Origin of the sequence: Methylomarinum sp. Ch1-1 (genome assembly GCF_030717995.2) — a bacterium.
Taxonomy (GTDB): Bacteria; Pseudomonadota; Gammaproteobacteria; order Methylococcales; family Methylomonadaceae; genus Methylomarinum; species Methylomarinum roseum.
The window spans coordinates 1,053,192-1,073,026 of record NZ_CP157743.1; the positions used below are offsets into that span (position 1 = coordinate 1,053,192).

The 19,835-nt window shown below is 55.4% G+C and carries 22 protein-coding genes; 17 read left to right on the forward strand and 5 right to left on the reverse strand.

Features of this window, described 5'->3' with window-relative positions; translation table 11 throughout:
* Nucleotides 1–18: 18 nt before the first annotated feature.
* Entirely contained in the window at nt 19–1,044 is a 1,026-nt protein-coding gene (locus Q9L42_RS05160) for a zinc-dependent alcohol dehydrogenase family protein (RefSeq protein ID WP_305909495.1), read from the reverse strand.
* 890 nt (nt 1,045–1,934) lie between these two features.
* On the opposite strand from Q9L42_RS05160, the gene Q9L42_RS05165 reads away from it, so the two are divergent.
* From Q9L42_RS05165 to Q9L42_RS05220, 12 genes are all read left to right on the forward strand, one after another.
* Entirely contained in the window at nt 1,935–2,618 is a 684-nt protein-coding gene (locus Q9L42_RS05165) for a protein-L-isoaspartate(D-aspartate) O-methyltransferase (RefSeq protein WP_305909493.1), read from the forward strand.
* Between the two features lie 29 nt (nt 2,619–2,647).
* On the forward strand, nt 2,648–3,913 hold the full coding sequence (ahcY, locus tag Q9L42_RS05170; RefSeq protein ID WP_305909492.1) for an adenosylhomocysteinase: 1,266 nt from the start codon (nt 2,648–2,650) through the stop codon (nt 3,911–3,913).
* Between the two features lie 2 nt (nt 3,914–3,915).
* On the forward strand, nt 3,916–5,322 hold the full coding sequence (gene atpD, locus Q9L42_RS05175) for a F0F1 ATP synthase subunit beta (RefSeq protein ID WP_305909491.1): 1,407 nt from the start codon (nt 3,916–3,918) through the stop codon (nt 5,320–5,322).
* On the forward strand, nt 5,319–5,708 hold the full coding sequence (locus Q9L42_RS05180; RefSeq protein ID WP_305909490.1) for a F0F1 ATP synthase subunit epsilon: 390 nt from the start codon (nt 5,319–5,321) through the stop codon (nt 5,706–5,708). The genes atpD and Q9L42_RS05180 overlap by 4 nt, the downstream gene beginning before the upstream one ends.
* Before the next feature lie 24 nt (nt 5,709–5,732).
* Nucleotides 5,733–6,032 carry an AtpZ/AtpI family protein gene (locus Q9L42_RS05185; protein ID WP_349432170.1) on the forward strand — a complete coding sequence of 100 codons (300 nt, stop codon included), beginning with the start codon at nt 5,733–5,735 and terminating at the stop codon, nt 6,030–6,032.
* On the forward strand, nt 6,025–6,306 hold the full coding sequence (locus tag Q9L42_RS05190) for an ATP synthase subunit I (protein ID WP_305909489.1): 282 nt from the start codon (nt 6,025–6,027) through the stop codon (nt 6,304–6,306). The genes Q9L42_RS05185 and Q9L42_RS05190 overlap by 8 nt, the downstream gene beginning before the upstream one ends.
* 13 nt (nt 6,307–6,319) lie before the next feature.
* Nucleotides 6,320–7,030 (forward strand): F0F1 ATP synthase subunit A, encoded by a 711-nt coding sequence (locus Q9L42_RS05195; protein WP_305909488.1) that lies wholly within the window; start codon nt 6,320–6,322, stop codon nt 7,028–7,030.
* On the forward strand, nt 7,023–7,301 hold the full coding sequence (locus tag Q9L42_RS05200; RefSeq protein ID WP_305909487.1) for a F0F1 ATP synthase subunit C: 279 nt from the start codon (nt 7,023–7,025) through the stop codon (nt 7,299–7,301). Before Q9L42_RS05195 ends, Q9L42_RS05200 begins: the two co-directional genes overlap by 8 nt.
* Before the next feature lie 3 nt (nt 7,302–7,304).
* Entirely contained in the window at nt 7,305–8,060 is a 756-nt protein-coding gene (locus Q9L42_RS05205; RefSeq protein ID WP_305909486.1) for a hypothetical protein, read from the forward strand.
* Nucleotides 8,057–9,595 carry an alternate F1F0 ATPase, F1 subunit alpha gene (locus Q9L42_RS05210; RefSeq protein WP_349432173.1) on the forward strand — a complete coding sequence of 513 codons (1,539 nt, stop codon included), beginning with the start codon at nt 8,057–8,059 and terminating at the stop codon, nt 9,593–9,595. The genes Q9L42_RS05205 and Q9L42_RS05210 overlap by 4 nt, the downstream gene beginning before the upstream one ends.
* Nucleotides 9,582–10,469, forward strand: coding sequence for a F0F1 ATP synthase subunit gamma (locus Q9L42_RS05215; RefSeq protein WP_349432175.1), 888 nt, complete (start codon nt 9,582–9,584; stop codon nt 10,467–10,469). Before Q9L42_RS05210 ends, Q9L42_RS05215 begins: the two co-directional genes overlap by 14 nt.
* 595 nt (nt 10,470–11,064) lie before the next feature.
* Nucleotides 11,065–11,307, forward strand: a complete 243-nt coding sequence (locus Q9L42_RS05220; protein ID WP_305909483.1) for a DUF1496 domain-containing protein — start codon at nt 11,065–11,067, stop codon at nt 11,305–11,307.
* A gap of 33 nt (nt 11,308–11,340) precedes the next feature.
* Here Q9L42_RS05220 and Q9L42_RS05225 read toward each other — a convergent pair whose 3' ends face one another.
* Genes Q9L42_RS05225 through Q9L42_RS05235 form a run of 3 tightly spaced genes read right to left on the reverse strand, consistent with a single transcriptional unit; the run spans nt 11,341 to nt 13,985 of the window.
* Nucleotides 11,341–12,075, reverse strand: a complete 735-nt coding sequence (locus Q9L42_RS05225; protein ID WP_305909482.1) for a DUF72 domain-containing protein — start codon at nt 12,073–12,075, stop codon at nt 11,341–11,343.
* A gap of 3 nt (nt 12,076–12,078) precedes the next feature.
* A complete protein-coding gene (locus tag Q9L42_RS05230) occupies nt 12,079–13,509 on the reverse strand; it encodes an RtcB family protein (RefSeq protein WP_349432177.1) in 1,431 nt (476 codons plus the stop codon).
* 41 nt (nt 13,510–13,550) lie between these two features.
* Nucleotides 13,551–13,985, reverse strand: coding sequence for an archease (locus tag Q9L42_RS05235; RefSeq protein ID WP_305909481.1), 435 nt, complete (start codon nt 13,983–13,985; stop codon nt 13,551–13,553).
* A 271-nt stretch (nt 13,986–14,256) separates the two neighbouring features.
* On the opposite strand from Q9L42_RS05235, the gene Q9L42_RS05240 reads away from it, so the two are divergent.
* Nucleotides 14,257–14,772, forward strand: a complete 516-nt coding sequence (locus tag Q9L42_RS05240) for a nucleoside triphosphate pyrophosphohydrolase family protein (RefSeq protein WP_305909480.1) — start codon at nt 14,257–14,259, stop codon at nt 14,770–14,772.
* Nucleotides 14,773–14,775: 3 nt separating this feature from the next.
* Here the strand turns inward: Q9L42_RS05240 and Q9L42_RS05245 are convergent, their stop codons facing one another.
* Complete coding sequence (locus Q9L42_RS05245; protein WP_305909479.1) at nt 14,776–15,498, reverse strand: CBS domain-containing protein; 723 nt, start codon at nt 15,496–15,498, stop codon at nt 14,776–14,778.
* Nucleotides 15,499–15,587: 89 nt separating this feature from the next.
* Here Q9L42_RS05245 and yfbR point away from each other — a divergent pair, with 89 nt between their 5' ends.
* From yfbR to Q9L42_RS05265, 4 genes are all read left to right on the forward strand, one after another.
* Entirely contained in the window at nt 15,588–16,175 is a 588-nt protein-coding gene (yfbR, locus tag Q9L42_RS05250) for a 5'-deoxynucleotidase (protein WP_305909478.1), read from the forward strand.
* 1,001 nt (nt 16,176–17,176) lie between these two features.
* Nucleotides 17,177–17,899 carry a hypothetical protein gene (locus Q9L42_RS05255; RefSeq protein WP_305909476.1) on the forward strand — a complete coding sequence of 241 codons (723 nt, stop codon included), beginning with the start codon at nt 17,177–17,179 and terminating at the stop codon, nt 17,897–17,899.
* Nucleotides 17,900–17,906: 7 nt separating this feature from the next.
* Complete coding sequence (locus Q9L42_RS05260) at nt 17,907–18,488, forward strand: DUF502 domain-containing protein (RefSeq protein WP_349432181.1); 582 nt, start codon at nt 17,907–17,909, stop codon at nt 18,486–18,488.
* Nucleotides 18,485–19,822, forward strand: coding sequence for an alanine/glycine:cation symporter family protein (locus tag Q9L42_RS05265; RefSeq protein WP_349432183.1), 1,338 nt, complete (start codon nt 18,485–18,487; stop codon nt 19,820–19,822). Before Q9L42_RS05260 ends, Q9L42_RS05265 begins: the two co-directional genes overlap by 4 nt.
* The last annotated feature ends 13 nt before the right edge of the window (nt 19,823–19,835 follow it).

The following is a 19,835-nucleotide window of genomic DNA, read 5'->3' on the forward strand; positions in this document are numbered from 1 at the left end:
CGCCGATTCTATCGAGCGTTAACCGATTTTCAATACCTTGGCGCCGCGTATCTTACGGGTTTTCAATTCGACCAGCGCTTCGTTAGCCTGCTCCAGACTAAACAGCTGGACTTCCGGTTGCATTTTCATGTCAGCGGCCAGGGTCAGGAACTCGCTGACATCGCGTCGGGTGATATTGGCGACGCTCTTGATTTCCTTTTCCAGCCAAAGGTGGCGCGGATAATCCAATTGTAAAAGACTTTCTTGACCGGCTTCCTTGCGGATCGCGTTGATCACCAGTCGCCCGCCCGCTTCCAGGTTAGCCAGCGCCTCGACGATGGGTTGCCAAGCCGGCGTCGTGTCGATGATCGCATCGAGCTTGTGCGGCGCTCGCCGTTTCGTGTCGCCGGCCCAGGTCGCACCGAGCTCCAGGGCGAATTGTCTTTCCTCCGGACTTCTGGCGAACACAAACACTTCGCTGTTTGGAAAGCGGTGCTTCGCCATCTTCAGCACCAGATGACCGGAAGCGCCGAAGCCGGTCAGTCCGAGCCGCTGGCCGTCGTGTAAATTGGTCAGACGCAAGGAACGGTATCCGATCGCCCCGGCGCACAGCAACGGCGCCGCCTCCTGATCGGTAAAGCTGTCGGGAATGCGATAGGCGAAATGTTGATCGACGGTCATGTATTCTGCGTAGCCGCCGTTGGCGTCGCGGCCGGTGGCCTGAAACGCCGGACACAGGTTTTCCTGTCCGCTCAGACAGAATTTGCAATGGCCGCAGGCGGAGAAAATCCAGGCGACGCCGACCCTGTCGCCCGCTTTAAAGTCGTCGACCTGATCTCCGACCGTTTCGATGCGGCCGACCACTTGATGTCCGGGAATGACCGGCAGATGGGGCGGAGGCGTGCGCCCTTCGATTTCATCGAGCTCGGTATGGCAGACGCCGCAGGCCGAGACCCGAATCAATATTTCGTGTGCCGCCGGCGTCGGAACAGGCGCTTGCACCCATTCCAGCGGCGTTTGGTTCTCATTCAGATTGCAGAGACTGGTTAAGCGCATCGCTTTCATCGCATCCACCGTTTTTTTGTTGCCGGATGTTATTAATGATTCTACGCTTTCTGCCAGGAGTAAAGCGATGATTGCATTTTGGCCGAAAAAGGCGGCAAGCGCAGGTGATCGTCGTTCAAGGGAAAGGAGTGTTTTGATGCGCTTCCTATCGTCAGCACACCCTACCCGCACCGGTAGGGCGGATCAAGCGCAGCGGATCCGCCAACGTAGGGCGGCTTCGCGAAGTAAGCCGCCAAAAACCGCCGCCGGAGGCAAAATTGGTCAGGTATCCAGGCGCATTGCCTGGCGGCGAATCACCCTACGGTTGCATGCCAATGTAGCCTTGCCTTCGGATGTGTCGAACAGCGTGAAGCGCATCGAAACAAGGTGCGCTTGCTCCGCCAAAGTCTGCCCGTAGGAGGCCCGCCCTCGGGCCGAATGGCTCTTTTCGCGCCGAGGGCGGCGCTCCTACGCAAAGCACCGTCTTGTCTTCGGATGTGCCGAACAGCGTGAAGCGCATCAAAAACCGGTGCGCTTCCTATCGTCAGCACACCCACATCCGTGAGATGGATCACGCACAGCGGATCCCCCTGGCGTATTTGTTGTTAAATTCTGTTTTGCCACTCATTCATTTAATGAGGTAGCTCTGCTGGGCTAAAGCAGCAATTCCCACTTTGGCATTCAAAAAGGGCATGGGGTGTGTTTGGCGAGGATGTCGGCAGCAAGGATGCTGCCGTCAAGCCCCCAGGGATGGGTTTACGGCGCTCCTCGACAGACACACCTCATGCCCTAAACCCTGCAAAAATACTCAAACTGAATTACTGGGGCTAAAGACTTTAATTGAAAATCGGCCGCTATTGTGTTGGAATTCAAAATGACTCAGTAGTTTATGCCCCTGTGGAGGTCGATGCATGAACGATGTACAACGCATGTTGAAGGACATCGAAAGGGAAGTCAGGCTAACCCGAACAGAGATCGGCAAAGACGCCTTGGACGCCCGCGTCATGGCGGCGATGAGGGAGGTGCCGAGACATGAATTCATTCCCCAGGAGCTGCATGAGCACGCCTATGACGATGGCCCGGTGCCGATCGGCATGGGGCAGACCATTTCCCAGCCTTATATCGTCGCGTTGATGAGCGATTTGCTCAACAGCAAAGCCAGCGACCGCATTTTGGAGATCGGCACCGGTTCCGGCTATCAGGCGGCCGTGTTATCACGGCTAGTGCGCAAAGTTTACAGTATCGAGATCATCGAACGATTGTCGCAGCAGGCGCAGGCATGCTTCGACAAATTGGGGTATGACAATATCGAACTCAAAACCGACGACGGCTATTATGGCTGGCCGGAACAGGCGCCTTATGACGGCATCATCGTGACGGCCGCCGCGTCGGAAATTCCCCAACCGCTGATCGAACAACTGAAACCCGGCGCGAGGCTGGTCATTCCGGTCGGCTTGCCTTACAGTTATCAGGAATTGATCGTCGTCGAACACAAGTTAAGCGGGGAAATAGCGGCCCAGGCGATACTAGGCGTCAGTTTCGTTCCGCTCACCGGCCGCCATCAGACCGATGGCGCGGCTAAGCCTTTGCCTTAATCTCGAATAACTGAGATGGAGTAGCGTTCGTGAATGATAAAAACCATGATGTGAAGGATCTTGCGCTAGCCGACCAGGGCCGCGAGCGCATCGATTGGGCGCTCAGCGAAATGCCGGTCTTGCGGCAATTGATGGAGCGCTTTGATCGGGAAAAACCATTGGCCGGGGCGCGCATTAGCGGTTGTTTGCATATCACTACCGAAACGGCCAATCTGGCGCGCACCCTGATTGCCGGCGGGGCGGAACTGGTGCTTTGCGCCAGCAATCCGCTCAGCACTCAGGACGACGTCGCCGCGGCGTTGGTGCGGCATTATCAGGTGCCGACTTTCGCCAAATGCGGCGAAGATGGCGACACCTATTATCGGCATATCGCCAGGGCGCTGGATCATCGGCCGCAGCTGACGATGGATGACGGCGCCGACCTCGTCAGCGAATTGCATAAAAATCGCGCCGACTGTCTGCCCGTCGTAATCGGCGGCACGGAGGAAACGACCACCGGCGTGATTCGTCTGCGCGCGATGGCGGCGGACAATGCCTTGCGTTTTCCGGTCATCGCAGTCAACGACGCGATGACCAAACATTTGTTCGACAACCGTTACGGCACCGGGCAAAGTACGCTGGACGGCATCATTAGGGCGACCAATATCCTGCTCGCCGGCAAGACCTTCACGGTCGCCGGTTACGGTTGGTGCGGGCGCGGCATCGCGATGCGCGCCAAGGGGCACGGCGCCCATGTCATCGTCACCGAAGTCGAACCGCTGCGGGCGCTGGAGGCGGCGATGGACGGCTTTCGGGTCATGCCTTTGCTGGAAGCCGCGGCGTGTTCGGATTTCATCGTTACCGCCACCGGCGATAAACATGTGCTCGATCAGGCCCATTTCGAAGTGATGAAAGACGGTTGCGTGATCGCCAATTCCGGACATTTCAATGTCGAGATCAATATTCCGGCATTGCAGCGGCTGGCGACCGATAAAAGCCGTCCGCGCAGCAGCGTCGAATCCTACCGTCTAAAAGATGGCCGTCGCATTCGTCTGCTGGCGGAAGGCAGGCTGGTCAATTTGGCCGCGGCGGAAGGCCATCCAGCGACGGTGATGGATATGAGTTTCGCCAATCAGGCCTTGAGCGTCGCTTATTTATGGCGACACGGCGCATCGCTCGATCACGCGGTGCACCCGGTGCCATCCGATCTCGACGGTCAGGTCGCTACGATGAAGCTGGAGGCGATGGGAATAGCTATCGACAGCTTGACGAAGGAACAGCAAACCTATCTGGCCTCGTGGCGGGAAGGAACCTAACGATGCCGACGTCGAATCAAGCTGCACGCGAAAACCCTGAGACTGTCGGCGGACGGGTGAAGTCGGTCAGAGGCAGCGTCGTGGACGTGACTTTTACGGGGCGACTGCCCGGTATCAATCAAATGCTGCGGGTGGAGAGCGGGCAAGAGATCGTACTTGAGGTGGCCGCCTATCTGAATGAAACGGATGTACGTTGCATCGCTTTTCACACCACCGAGGGATTGGAGCGAGGCGCGCCGGTCAGCGATTCCGGCGCCTTTTTGTCGGTGCCGGTCGGCGATGCGGTATTGGGGCGTATGATCAACGTGTTCGGTCAGGTCATCGACGGCAAAGCCCCTTTGGCGGCAAATGGCGAGACCCGGCCGCTGCATCGCAATCCGTTGCATTTGAGCCAACGCGACGTCAGCTCGGATGTGTTCGAGACCGGCATCAAGATCATCGATCTGCTGGTGCCGTTGGAGCGCGGCGGTAAGGCGGGCTTGTTCGGCGGCGCCGGGGTAGGCAAAACGGTGGTGATTACCGAATTGATCCACAACATGGTCGGTCATTATCGCGGCGTCAGCGTGTTCTGCGGCATCGGCGAGCGTTGCCGGGAAGCGGAAGAGCTTTACCGGACTATGGATGAAGCCGATGTGCTGAAGGATGCGGTATTGATCTTCGGCCAGATGAACGAACCGCCTGGCGTGCGCTTCCGAGTCGGCCACGCCGCCTTGTCGGTGGCCGAATATTTTCGCGACGAGAGCCGACGCGATGTGCTGCTGTTGATCGACAATATTTTTCGCTTTATTCAGGCCGGTTCCGAAGTCTCGGGCTTGATGGGGCGCATTCCTTCTCGGGTCGGTTATCAGTCGACATTGGCGACCGAACTGGCGGAGCTGGAAGAGCGCATCTGCAATTCCGCCGGCGGCAGCATGACGTCGATACAGGCTGTCTATGTACCGGCCGACGACTTTACCGATCCGGCCGCGACCCATGTGTTCGGTCATCTGTCCGCGTCGCTGGTATTGTCGCGCAAACGGGCCAGTCAAGGTTTCTATCCGGCCGTCGATCCGTTGGCGTCGCGTTCCAAGATGCTCAATGCCGCCGTGGTCGGGGAACGTCATTATGCAATTGCGACCGAAGTGAGACGAGTGTTGGCTGAATATGACGAACTGCAGGACATCATCGCGATGCTGGGGCTGGAAGAGCTGAGCGAAAATGACCGCGCCACCGTGAATCGGGCGCGGCGACTGGAGCGTTTTCTGACCCAGCCGTTCGTCACCACCGAGCATTTCACCGGACGCAAGGGGCAGTTGGTCAGCCTGCGGGATACGCTGGATGGCTGTGAACGCATACTCGCTGACGAGTTTGCCGAGATGTCGGAACAGTCGCTGTATATGATCGGCGCCATCGACGGGGCGGAGAAATGAGACTGAAACTGTTGCTGCCCAGCCATGTGCTGATCGATGAACCGGTGCAAAAAGTCATCGCCCAGGGCGGAAACGGTTCCTTTTGCCTGGAGCCGCGCCATGTCGATTTCGTTTCCGAATTGGCGCCGGGCTTGTTGCAGTTTGTCGATGCCGATGGGCAAGAGGTATTTGTCGCGGTCGATGAAGGCGTACTGGTCAAATGCGCCGACGAAGTGATGATTTCGGCCTACAATGCGGTCAGGGGCGAGGACCTGGAGACGCTGAAAGACACGGTGGAACATCGTTTTCGCCAGCTTAACGAAGGGGAACGCATCGCGCGCAGCGCTCTGTCCAGGCTGGAAGCGGGCGTGGTCAGGCGCTTTACCCAGATGCAGGAGGGACGATGACGATCTATAACATAATGATTAACTATGAATAAAAAACCGGAGCCGCCCAAGGCGGAACTGACAAAATCGGTGGAGGAACAGGCCGAGCGCAAGCTCAAGGCCCGACAAAACCGGCGGCATGGTGTCTGGTTCGGTTTGGGCATGTTCGGCCTGGTCGGCTGGTCGGTCGCGATTCCGACGCTGGCCGGCATTGCGTTGGGTGTGTGGATAGACAAGCGTTGGCCCGGACAGATTTCCTGGACGCTGACGCTGATGTTCGTCGGCGTCGTGCTGGGTTGCCTGAATGCCTGGCGCTGGATCGGCGAGGAAAGCCGCGATGACTGAATCGTTCTATCTATACGGCGCGGCCCTGCTTTGGGGCCTGTTGCTGGGTGTGTTTTATTTCGGAGGATTGTGGCTGACGGTGCGCCGGCTGGTCGAAGTCAAACACCAGGCGTTATGGATGCTGGGCAGCTTCTTGAGCCGCAATCTATTGGCGGCGGCGGCTTTTTATCCGGTGGCGCTGCAAGGCTGGCAGGCGATGCTGTTTTGTCTGGCCGGTTTCATCGTGGTCCGTATGCTACTGAGCCGACGGATCAGGGTGCAAGACAGCCATTGATGGGGGAAAAACCATGATGACCAATCCCGATCAGATTATTTTGTGGCAATACGGTCTCATCAAGATCAATGCGACCCTGGCCTTTACCTGGGGCGTGATGGCTTTGCTGGCGCTGGTCAGTTATGCGGTGACCCGACGCATGGTGGTCGACCCGCCGATGAGCAAAGGGCAGAATCTGTTGGAGGTGATCGTGTTTCACGTCAATCTGCAAATCCGCGAAATCAGCCGCCAGCGGCCGCTGCGTTATCTGCCGCTGATCGGCACTCTGTTCCTGTTCATCCTGATTTCCAATTTGTTGGCGATCGTGCCAGGTTACATACCGCCGACCAGCTCCTTGTCGACCACGACCGCATTGGCGTTGTGCGTGTTTGTCGCGGTGCCGGTTTACGGCATCAGACAGATCGGCTTATGGCGCTATTTGAAACAATATTGCCGGCCTACACTGTTCATGCTGCCGTTCAACATCATCGGCGAACTTTCTCGCACACTGGCGCTGGCAGTCAGGCTGTATGGCAATATCATGAGCGGCGTCGTGATCGGCGCGATCTTTCTCAGCTTCGTGCCGTTTTTCTTTCCGATACTGATGCAGGTGCTGGGCTTGTTGACCGGCACGATCCAAGCCTATATTTTTTCGGTCTTGACGATGGTTTATATCGCCTCGGCCGTTCCGTCCAGTGACGATAAGGACAGCAAACACCCCGAAACAGGAGACACACATGAGTGACATCAGCTTGATCGGTATGATCTCGATCTTTACCGCCGGCATCACCATCGCCATCGGCTCAGTAGGCCCCGCTTTAGGTGAGGCGAGAGCGCTGGCTCAGGCCTTAAGCGCGATCGCCCAACAACCGGACGAAGCCAACACGATTAGCCGGACGCTGTTCGTCGGCTTGGCGATGGTCGAGTCGACCGCGATCTATTGTCTGGTAATTTCGATGATACTGATTTTCGCCAATCCATTCTGGGAATACGCGATCGCCCAAAGCGGAGGTTGATCCATGTCGATAGACTGGTTTACCGTCGCCGCCCAGATCGTCAATTTTCTGATTCTGGTTTGGCTGCTGAAAAAACTGCTGTTTCGGCCCCTCATGAATGTGATGGAACGTCGTGAGCTGGGCATCAACGGCCGCTTGCAGCAGGCGCATCGGCAAATGGACGAAGCGCAGGCGTTGAAACAGCAGTACCAGCAGCATCTGCAGCAATTGCAAGAGGAGCGGGACGCGAAGATGGCGGAGGCCAGGCAGCAGGCGGAAGATGAAAAGACGGAGTTGTTGCGACGCCTCGGCGATGACATGCAACGCAAGAAAATGCAGTTCGAGGCAGAGATGCAGCGTCAGCAACAGGAGCTGGGCGAATCTATCCGGCAGATGCTTAGCGAAAAAGCGCTAGCGCTCAGCGACAAGATATTGACTGAATTGGCCAGCGAGTCGCTGGAGCAGCGCATCATCGAGCGTTTTCTAGAGCATTTGTCCTCCTTGCCGCAGGATGAACGGGACGCGTTCACTCAGGCGCTGCGCCAACAGCATCAGGCGACGATTATCACGGGGTTTCCGGCGAACGAGGCCAATCGCCGGCGGATACAACGATGGTTGGATGAGTTTGCGCCCGATTGCCGTTTGCTCTTCGAACAGCGTGACGCGATCGTTTGCGGCATCGCGCTGGAAGTGGGCGGGCGCAGTTGGGAGTGGAATGTGGATCGCTATCTGAGCGAATTGGAAAGCGAGCTGTTAACTAGCCCCGGCAAATCATCATGAGCGAGTTTTTTCGCCGTCATCTGCAGCAAGCTTCGCAGCATATCGACCGGGTGTTGACGAGCGAGCATTTCGCCTTGAAACAGCGGGAAGTCGGCCGCTTGATCGAACTCAGTTCCGGCGTCGCTCGGGTGCAGGGCCTGCCGAATACTCGGGCGATGGAATTGTTGCGCTTCGAAAATGGTGTCATGGGCATCGCCTTCAACCTGGACCCGGACGAAATCGGCGTGGTGTTGTTGGGCGAAGAGACGGAGTTGTCGGCCGGCAGTAGGGTCGAGCGCAGCGGCCGAGTCATCGACGTCCCGGTTGGCGAAGCTCTGCTGGGGCGGGTGATCGACGCGCTGGGGCGGCCGCAGGATAATGCTGGCCCGCTAAGGTCCGGCTCGCGCTGGCCGATCGAGCGGGAGGCGCGGCCGATCATCGAACGGGCGCCGGTTTCGGCGCCGTTGCAGACAGGCATCAAGGTCATCGACGCGCTGATCCCAATCGGCCGCGGTCAGCGCCAGTTGCTGCTGGGCGATCGTCAGACCGGTAAGACCGCGATCGCGATCGATACGATCCTGAATCAGCACGACAAGGACATGGTCTGCATCTACTGTGCGATCGGCCAGCGCGGCGCCGCGGTGGCCAAGGCGATACAGCGCTTGCGCGAACATGGCGCGTTGAAATACACGGTGGTGGTGGTCGCCGCCGGCGAAACCACGCCCGGCCAGCTTTATATCGCCCCATATGCGGCAGCCAGCATCGGCGAATGGTTCATGCAGCAGGGCCGAGATGCGCTGGTGATCTACGATGATCTGACCCACCATGCCCACGCCTACCGCGAACTGTCGCTGCTGCTGAGACGTCCGCCGGGCCGCGAGGCTTATCCGGGCGACATCTTTTATCTGCATTCGCGCCTTTTGGAGCGGGCAACGCATCTGAAAAACGAATACGGCGGCGGCAGTTTGACGGCACTGCCGATTATCGAAACCCAGGCGCAGAATCTGTCCGCCTATATCCCCACCAATCTGATTTCGATTACCGACGGACAGGTTTATCTGTCGCCGGTGTTGTTTCAGAAGGGCGGACTGCCGGCCGTCGATGTTGGCAAATCGGTGTCTCGGGTAGGCGGCAAGGCGCAGCTGCCGGGATATCTGGATATTTCCGGGCCGCTGCGCTTGGCGTATTCGCAATTCGAGGAATTGGAAACCTTCGCCCGCTTCGGCACCCGGCTCGATGACGCCACCCGTCACAGCATCGAAAGAGGGCGGCGGGTCAGGGAGATTTTAAAGCAGGATGAAGGTCGGCCGCTCGGCGTGTTCGATCAAATCGTGGTTTTGCAGGCGGTCAATGCCGGTTTGTTCGATCCGTTGCCGCTGGATGCGGTTAAAAAGGCCGGCTTGCGCTTATGCGACGAGTTGTCGAGACGTTTCGCCGAACAGCGCCGGAAAATTAGAGACGGCGAGCGTCTGAGTGAGCGGGAAAAGAGCGCGTTAATGCATTTCGCCCGTTCCACGCTGGACGCTTTTACGGAAGAAGGCCATGAAAACGCTTGAGGCTTTGCAACGCGACATGGCGACGACCACCGACATGCAGGACATCGTCCGCACGATGAAGGTGCTCGCCGCGGTCAGCATACGCCAGTATGAACGGGCGCAGGAATCGCTGCAGCAATATAATCGTACGGTCGAACTGGGACTGCAGGCGGTATTGCGGCGGAAGCCGGCAAACACGATGGGCGGTGGCGAAAAGGAGCAAGGAGAGGTCGGCGCGATCGTGTTTGGTTCCGATCACGGCTTATGCGGCCGCTATAACGAAAACATGGCGGCCTTTGCCATGCGGGAATTGGATAAGATGCAGCGACAAACGAATGGTCGCCGCATTCTAGTCGTCGGCGCCCGGATTGACGCCTCATTGCGAGCCATGGGGCAAAGCGTGGAGGAATGTTTCTGGGTTCCGGGCACGGTCGACAATATCACCGAGACGGTGCAGAAAATTTTGTTGAAAATCGATGATTGGCAGCAACAGGATATAGCCACGATCATGTTGTTCCATCATGCCCGCCGGCAACGGGTGACCTACCCGCCAGAGGTTAGGCAATTATTGCCGGTCGATTTGAGCCGCTTTAACCGCGACCGCAACAAACCCTGGCCGTCCCGTTCCCTGCCGCAATTTACTATGCCTGCCGAACAATTGTTGCGGTCGTTGATCCGGCAGTATTTATTCGGCCGGCTGTTCAATGCCTGCGCGGAATCGTTGGCCGGCGAACACGCGAGTCGACTGATGTCGATGCAGGTGGCGGAAAAAAACATACAACAACGCCTGGAGTCGTTAACGGCGGTTTATCGACAGCAGCGCCAGAATCAGATTACCGAGGAGTTGTTGGATGTGGTGTCCGGATTCGAGGCCTTGCAGGAACGGAAGCGCTGAATAAGATTAAATGGCTATTAACTGACCGCGAGTTTAAAAAGGGGCAAAAAAGGGGACAGCGAAAAAGGGGACAGGCTACTTTTACTCAGGAGCACCTAAATAAACAAAGGGACAAAAAGGGGACAGGCTACTTTTACTAAAGTTTCTCCGTTTGAGCATTTTTGCTGTGTTTAACCTGAGTTTGGGTTAAGAAATCAGCCGGTATCAGGTAGCGCTTCCAGAAGACGCCGTTCACCCAGCACCTAAATAAAAATCGGCCATGCCGCGCACACTTCTTCCAGAGCTACCTGATGCCTTCTTAACTCTTATCCCAAGCTGAGGTTGTGTTTAGGGCATGGGGTGTGACTGTCGAGGACACCCGCGCCAAACACACCCGGTGCCCTTTTTGAACGCCAAACTGATGGGAATTGCCGCGGTAGGTGTGAATTTATTCGCAGTGCGCGGATAAAACTTCACCTATGTTCACAATTGCCGACAGAATAATATTGACTATGTGCTAGGAAAAGAATTAAAAAGTTTTGTCATTGAGTGTCGAAGAGAGTATTTTTAAACTAAGGTAAGAGGATTTAAACGACCAGGACATAAGGAGACAATAATGAATCGCATCAATGTGCCGCATGTCGGCGCTCCGGATCCGGAACGGGAAACCTCTCCGATCATCGATGAATTCGATGAAAGCGCGGATGTCATCAAACAGCAGCAACCGGGCGAACCGGTCTGTCTTTTCAACGGCAAAAGCTATCAACATGGAAGCCAAGTCTGCAGCGGCGATGTGCTATTGCGTTGTGATTACGGCGCCTGGGTGAAAATGGGCTCTTGCGATCCGGATAACCCCTAGCCCGGTCAGTCGGGGCTGTCGCCAATGGCTGTATCAGACAGCCCCATTCAACAACCGCTGCAATTCCCTGGCATTAAGCGGGGCTGCGCACTCCGCGTCATTATCGAAATAGACATGCACCTGTTTCTGTTGGTCCATGCATTGAGCGATGCGTTCTGCCCAGTGCCGCATTTGCTGCGGGCTATAGCGGGATGCATAGGTTTGCGGCTTGCCGTGCAGACGAATATAAACCAGATTTGAGCTGGCCCTGTCCCAACGCGGCCAGTCGCCGGCATCGGAAATGCATGAGGCGATGTCGGCATCTGTCAGGATTGCCCCCGTTTCATCGTCAAACCAGGAAGGGTGCCTTAATTCGATTGCATGGCGCACTTCCGGCCATTGCCGTAAGGCCTGACAAAACATCTTCAGCCTGGCGGCGTCTTTAGACAGGCTCATAGGCAATTGCCAAAGCACCACGGCCAGTTTTTGCTGCAATGCCGAGGCATGGTCTTTCTCGATCAGCACCGATTGCTGCGGTTCGAGTAATTTTTTGTTGTGGGTCAGGTAACGATTGGCCTTGATTGCGAACTTGAAGTCAACCGGCGTCTGCTCGAACCATTTACGTAGGGTCTGGGCATTCTGTAGGCGATAAAACGTGCCGTTGACCTCCACGCTGGAAAATTGTTCGGCATAGTAGCTTAACCAGTTTTTCCGGGCGATACCCGAGTAGAAACAGTCTTTCCAATGACGGTAGCTCCAGCCGCTGGTGCCGATATAAAGTCGAGACAAGGCTCAACCCTTAATGCAGATCATCGGCTCCAGGCGGGCCACTTTACGGGCCAATCCTGCCAGCTCGGCGATATCGACGACGCTGTCGACATCTTTATAAGCCGGTGGCGCTTCTTCGGCGACCCCCCGCATGGACTGGCTGCGGATAATGATGCCCTGAGCCGCCAGCGTTTCGATCAGCGTTTTACCCCGCCATTGTTTGCTGGCCTGGCGCCGGCTCATCGCCCTCCCGGCGCCATGACAGGCCGAACCGAACGCCCGTTTCTCGCTGTCTTTGCAGCCGCACAAGATATAAGAGCTAGTGCCCATCGAGCCGCCTATCAACACGGGTTGACCGACGGCTTGGAACACCGGCGGCAAATCGGGATGGCCGGGGCCGAACGCGCGGGTCGCGCCTTTGCGGTGGATGAACAGGCCCTTTTTTTTGCCGCCGATTTCATGTTGTTCCAGCTTGCAGGTATTATGCGAGACATCATAAAGCAGGCTTAGATGGGCATCGGGAAAAATGCCGGCGACAGCCTGGCGGGTCAAATGGGTAATGATCTGACGATTGGCCAAGGCGCAGTTGATGCCGGCCCGCATCGCGCCAAGATACTGGTTACCCAACGACGAATCCAGCGGCGCACAGGCCAGTTCCCGGTCGGGCAGCGCGATGCCGTGCTGCGGAGCGGAGACCGCCATCTGTTTCAAGAACTCCGTGCCGATCTGGTGGCCTAGCCCCCTGGAGCCGCAATGTATGCTGATGACGACGGCATCGGTTTGCAAACCGAATACCTGGGCGGCGTCCTGATCGAAGATTTCGGCAACCCGTTGTACTTCCAGATAATGATTGCCGGAGCCGAGGGTGCCCATCTCATCTTTTTGCCGTTCTTTGGCTCTGGCGGACACATAGTTCGGTTCGGCGCCGGCCATCTTGCCATGCTCTTCGATGCGTTCCAAGTCCTGGGGTTCGCCGTAACCTTGCGCCAGCGCCCATTGTGCGCCGCCTTTCAGCATGCCTTGCATGGTCTGATGATTAAGGTGAATGCGCCCTCTGCTGCCGACCCCGGCCGGAATCATCCGATACAAGGCGTCCGCCAGCGCCTGTTTATGGGCTTGCAGGTCGTCGGTGTTGAGACCGGTATGCAAGGTGCGCACGCCGCAGGATATGTCGAAGCCTACGCCGCCGGCCGAGACTACGCCGCCCAGCTCCGGATCGAAGGCGGCGACCCCGCCGATCGGAAAGCCGTAACCCCAATGCGCATCGGGCATCGCATAGGCGGCCTCGACGATGCCCGGCAACATTGCGACATTGCTGAGTTGTTCGTAGACCTTTTGATCCATCTGCTGCAGCAAGTGGGCGTCGGCATAAATGACGGCCGGCACCCGCATCCTGCCATGAGGCGGAATTTCCCAACAGGTTTCATCGCGTTGTATAAATTGACTGGTATCCATCGCTTTCCCCCGTTAACTCGAATCATTGCTGCCTTATCGGATTAGACATCGACGATGCATTGCGCCACCCACAAGCCATCGGCTTGTCGATAGACGCGCAGCTCGGTAAAGGTTGCGCCTTTGATTTCCACGGCTGGCTGGTGTCTTTCTCGATCAATGGCTTCGCCGTAGGCCGTTGCCGATAATTTGCCGTCTTTGATGTTGACCCGGTATTGTTTGAACAATAACCGATGGATCGCCATTTGGTAAACCAATTCATTTATCCAGTCGAGAAACAACAGTTCAACATCGTCTGCCGCGCATGCGATGGCGATCGCTTGATCCGCCGCAATCAGCTTGGGTTCGGCGATCACGGCGGTCATCGCCACGGCGGCCTGTTCAAAGGCCTGGTCAAGTTCCCGCGCTACGCCGCGTATGCCGATGTCGGCGTCATGTTCGAAATGTTCCCAATAAGGCGAGGCGGCAGACTTGTTCATTGCTGGCGGTTGCAGTGGATGATGACTGGAAACATAATAAACCAATGCGTTGACCGTTGAATAATATTGTTAGAGGGGGCAAGCAGAACCTTTACCTCAATCGATTAAATTTCGGCTGCGCTGGATGAACTTTTATCGCCTTTGTAACATATTACGGTTAAACTGAATGCACATGATATGGTCATAGTCTATTCACTATCCAGCCATTCCCTTAAAACGCTCAAATGGGAATTGCTGTTCGCTATCGATGTATTAAATAGGAGACAGGACGATGAACGAACATTTACAGTTGGTCAGAGAGTTTCATTCCGCTTATTCAATACCGCAGGCCGAATTCGGCCAACCCGAACCGTTGGCGGATATGCGCATCATTGCCCGTGAGGCTTTGTTGATGGAAGAGGGGAGCGAACTGTTCAACGCTTTCAAACGAGGCGAGATGGCCGATATCTTGGCCGGTCTGGTGAACCTGGGCTATGCCGCATTGACCGGTGTCGCACTGCAGGGCGCCGATGTCGAAGAGGCTGACGCTTCTAGAAAACATGATCGCTTGGTGATCGCGATCGTACGCAGCCTGTCCGATAAGATTAACCAATGTTCATCGGGGAAAAGCACGGATTATTCAGCGCTTTACCGTATGTGTGAACAGTTGGCGAGGGATTTTCTCAATGCCGATTTCGACAAGGGCTTTCGAGTCGTTCATGACAGTCGCATGGCGGCGCTGGAAGAACATCCGCATCCTTCCCGACATTTTAAAACGCCGGACTTGAGTGATTGTCTGTTTGAATAATCGTTACTGTTTTTCCGCGACCAGGTCGAGTACGATGCTGCTGGTCAGTTTGTCGCGATCGATGATGCCGATGAAGTAACCGTCTTCATCGATGACCGGCAGTTCCGACAAGTTTTTATGGGCCATTTTTTCCAGTACTTCACGTTTATTGCTGTCGCTGGAAATTGCGCTGCTGATCAGGCCCTTAATCGGCTCGAGGTCGTTGGTTTCGATCAAGTTGACGATGTCGACCTTGTTTGCGCGCAATTGCTCGTAAAAGGGTCTGGCCGAAACCAGCGCGCTGAATTTGCCGGCATCGTCGATGAAGACGACATAGCGGAAAAAGTCGTGTTGCGTGAGTTGCTTAAGGTATTCCATGATGACGGGGCCGTAGTAATAGCCCTTGCGGCCCAGTTGCAGAGTCATCGCCGGAATCCGGTTCCTGATGAAATTCTGAATGGCGTCGTAGCTGCCTTTCTCATCGCTGGACAAAACCTCCGGCGTGATTTTGCTGCCGTGAATTTTCAGCGAAAACGGACGGGCAACCGCTTCTCGTAGCTTGAAGGCCACGCCGAAGCCGCTGAGTTCGGCCAGTTGCCCGGAAGACAGCAGCCAGATGATAGTCGGCGCCAAGGCGATGGCAATCCATGAACTTTCAATTTTGAAACCGCCGTTGATGCGGGCGTTAAGCAGGGTAATCAGCAACAGGATGCCGAAAAAGGAAAGAAGCAGTAACCAAAGCCGCATGATGAATTCCTCCGCTTTTTGAAAAAAGTATACAGCACTGCCAGAATAGTCACCATGACCTTGATCGGAAATAGATATTAGGAGACGCCATGTCGGGTTTTTTCGCGACCATCAATCGGCTTAAATACATTCAGCGCTGGGGGTTGAAGCGCAATTCGGTCGATGAAAATGTCAAAGAGCATTCTTTCGATGTCTGCGTCATAGCCCATCTGTTATGCGCGATCAAAAATGAATATTACGGCGGCGCCATCGATCCCGGCGAAGTGGTGCTGGCGGCGCTTTATCATGACGCTCATGAAAGCATCACCGGCGATTTGCCGACGCCGATCAAAAGATTCAACCGAGAAATTTTCGCCGGCTACAAGGATATTGAAGCGGTCGCCGCACAAGCGTTGATCGATACGCTGCCGGACCAGCTGAAAGACGATCTGTTCAATTATGTGACCGAGTCTTGCGATCTGGAGGTCATGGAACTGGTCAAGGCGGCCGACACCATCAGCGCCTATGTTAAATGCGTCGAGGAAATCCAGGCCGGCAATCAGGAGTTCAAGGATGCGATGGATGAAATTGAAAAACGCCTGAACGCCATCGACTTAGCGGAAGTGGACTATTTCAGAAAATATTTTCTGCCCGAGGTGCATTTGACGGTCGACCAACTTTACGAGGCTGGTCAATGACGGGGCACCCAGGCAAATGTTGTCGGCGGGAAAAAGCGGTCTGGAATTGTCGGCGCCGATTGGCCGTCTATCGGCATAGGCCAATGAAGATAAAATGCCTAAACCGGCAGCGTTGTTGGTTTAAATAACGTAACTATTCAGTATCTTTCAGTGTTTAGGCAGTAGGTCATTGATTTCTCAAGCCGGACGGAGTTTGCAACTCCGTCCACAACCTTTCTCAGCCCTATCGATCCCGCGCTCTGCGGTACGGTACGCTGGAGCATCCCTGGCTGGGTTTCCACGCAGAGCATGTGAACCATATCGGGAAGCACCAAGGTCGCATTGTCCATGCCCTTGCGCCTTGGCGCATAGCGACCAAACCGAACGCAAGGGAGCGGGTTATGTGACAATCACCGGCAACATAGCACGATTGTCCTGCCGAGATCACAAACATACGTATTGAATCAAGGCGCTGGTGAGTCGACCTTGGGTCAGGGCTACCTCATTAAATGAATGAGTGGCAAAACAGAAAATTAGCTACAAATACGCCTAAAGTAAGTTAAACGTTTAGGGTGTGTTAAATAACCCGCCCCAATTTTGCCCTGGTGGCGGTTTTTGGCGGCTTGCTTCGCGAAGCCGCCCTACGTTGGCGGATCCGCTGCGCTTGATCCGCCCTGCCCGCATCGGTTTTGATGCGCTTCACGGTGTTCGACATATCCGAAGGCAAGACGGTGCTTTGCGTAGGAGCGCCGCCCTCGGCGCGAAAAGCCGCTATGCGAAATGCAGGTCAGCGAGGTCCTGAACGATTCAACCGTGACTAGAGTAAGTTAAACGTTCGGGGCGGGTTAAATAACCCGCCCCGCCCTGAGGGATGACGCGATATTAACCAATCTGTTGATTCAGGTATTTTTTAATGAGGGAGCCCTGGTCCTTGTTTGTCGTCATTTTAATCTCTGCGACTATTGCGATTGCCTTGATAAATTCGCTTATAATCTCTGCATAAATAAAAAGGGGGGAAGGGGATGCCGGTCGATATTCTGCTGACTGTCCTGGCGACATCGGTGATACAGTCAATTTTCGGGGTGGGGGTGCTGCTGTTTGGCACGCCTTTGTTATTGTTGTTGGGCTATGATTTTGTCAATGCGCTCAGCATTCTGTTGCCGATTTCGATCGCGATCAATTCCCTGCAGATTCTCAAACATTACCGCTATATCGATGGCGACTTTTTCAGGCATGTATTGATATATACGATTCCTTTTGTGGTTTTGTTTCTATTTATCGCCACCTCCAGCAGCATCAACATCGGCTTGTTAATCGGCGCATTTTTGATTTTTGTCGCGTTGAAAAGCTTTTTCCCGGCGGTGGAAACGATGCTGCAAACCTTGGTGAGATATGAGAAGGCCTATCTGGCGGCAATGGGGATTGTCCATGGCCTGACTAATCTGGGCGGCGCCTTGCTGACGGCAATCGTGCATGGCAAGCAATATGACAAGAATACCACTCGCGTCACCGTTGCGGTCTGTTACGCTACCTTCGCGTTATTCCAGCTGGCCACGTTGCTGGCCTTAGGGAGTGAGTTCGAACTGAGCTATGCGCAAAATGCGACTTTTTTACAAGTTGGCGTTATTGTATTTTTGCTGACTGAAGAAATAGTCTACAGTGGTATCGATAATAATAAATACAGTAAATTTTTCGCGGCCTTTTTGCTGGCCTCGGGGCTTTTACTGATAACAAAATCTATATGAGGAATGCATGATGAGACAAATATTCAATTATTTTTTAATCGGCGTGTTGGCGTTTATTCCGATCGTCGTGATTTTACAGATTGTCTGGTTTGTCAAAGACCGGTTCGCCGACCTGTTCAGGATGGTATACGGTTATTATGAAAATTATGGCGTGACTTTTAGTCTGTTTGTCGTCAGTTTCGCGTTATTTGCCTATGTCGGTTACCGGGTCAGTCTGGGACGATTCTCGATTATTGCGGGCATAGATGCGGTGATCCATCGTATTCCATTATTGAACACCATTTACCGGGTGACTAAGAAGCTGGTCAACATGCTGTCCGGCCATGAAAAGCACAAAGCCCGTGAAGTGGTCTATATCGAATATCCTAAAGAAGGTTTATGGGTGCCGGCCTACGTGACCAATCGGGAAAACGACCGCTACATCTTGTTTGTGCCGACCTCGCCCAATCCGACCTCGGGTTTCACCTTGATCGCGCATGAATCTAGGGTGCACAAATCGCAAATGAATATCGAGCAGGCGACCAGTTTCATCATTAGCATCGGCTCGGATTACGATAAGGCGATAGAGGCCAACGACCTGCCTAAATGAAGCTGTTGGAAGCCTGGTTAAGCCAGCTCAGCGCGATCGTATGGGGGCCAGTGATGCTGGCCCTTTTGTTAGGGATAGGCTTTTTTCTGACCCTAGGGCTAAGAGCCTTTCCGTGGCTGTTCGCGCCCAGGGCGGTGCTGTTTTTGTGGCGCAGCCGAAAAGACAGCCAGAATGGCGACATCACGCCATTTCAGGCGCTGATGACGGCATTGTCGGCCACCATCGGCACCGGCAACATCGCCGGCGTGGCCACCGCGATCGTCATGGGCGGGCCGGGCGCGGTGTTTTGGATGTGGTTGACGGCCTTGTTCGGCATGGCCACGAAATACGGCGAAGCAGTGCTGGCGGTCAAATACCGCGAGGTCGATGAGCTGGGTCAGCATGTCGGCGGCCCGATGTACTATATCAAAAACGGCCTGGGCAAAAATTGGCTGTGGCTGGCCTGGCTGTTTGCGCTGTTCGGGATGCTTGCCTCCTTCGGGATCGGCAACATGGTGCAGGCCAACTCGGTGGCCGATGCGATTGAAACCCAGTTCGCCATTCCCGATTGGGTCAGCGCGGTGGTGATGACGGTGCTGAGCGCCGGGGTCATCATCGGCGGAATCAAGCGCATTGCCGAAGTGGCGGCGATGCTGGTGCCGTTGATGGCGCTGAGCTATGTAATCGCGGCGGTGGTCGTGCTCGCGCTGCACTATCAACAGGTGCCGGAGGCGTTATCGTTGATTGTCGACAGCGCCTTCAACGGCACGGCGGCGATGGGTGGCTTCGCCGGCGCCAGTGTCTGGGCGGCGATACGCTTCGGAGTGGCGCGGGGGATTTTTTCCAATGAAGCGGGCCTGGGCAGCGCGCCGATCGCTCATGCGGCGGCGCAAAACAAGGACCCGGTTCAGCAGGGCATGGTGGCGATGCTCGGCACCTTGATCGACACGCTGGTCGTGTGCAGCATGACGGCGCTGGTGATCATCATCAGTGGTGTCTGGCAGGACGGCGAAAATGGAGCCTCATTATCGACCCTGGCATTTGCAAGCAGTTTGCCCGGCTGGGGCGGTTATATTGTCGTTTGCGGTTTGTCGGTATTCGCCTTCACGACGATATTAGGCTGGAGTTATTATGGCGAGCGTTGCGCCGAATTTCTGTTCGGAGTCAAGGTTATCGGTTTTTATCGTCTGCTCTGGCTGATCGCGATACCCGTCGGCGCGCTGGGCAAGCTGACTCTGGTCTGGCAACTGGCCGATGTCATGAACGGCTTGATGGCGATTCCCAATTTAATGGCGCTGGCCTTGTTGAGTCCGGTCTTGTTCAGGTTGACCAGAGCTTACTGGAAAACCGCGTAAAGCTTTCGTAAAT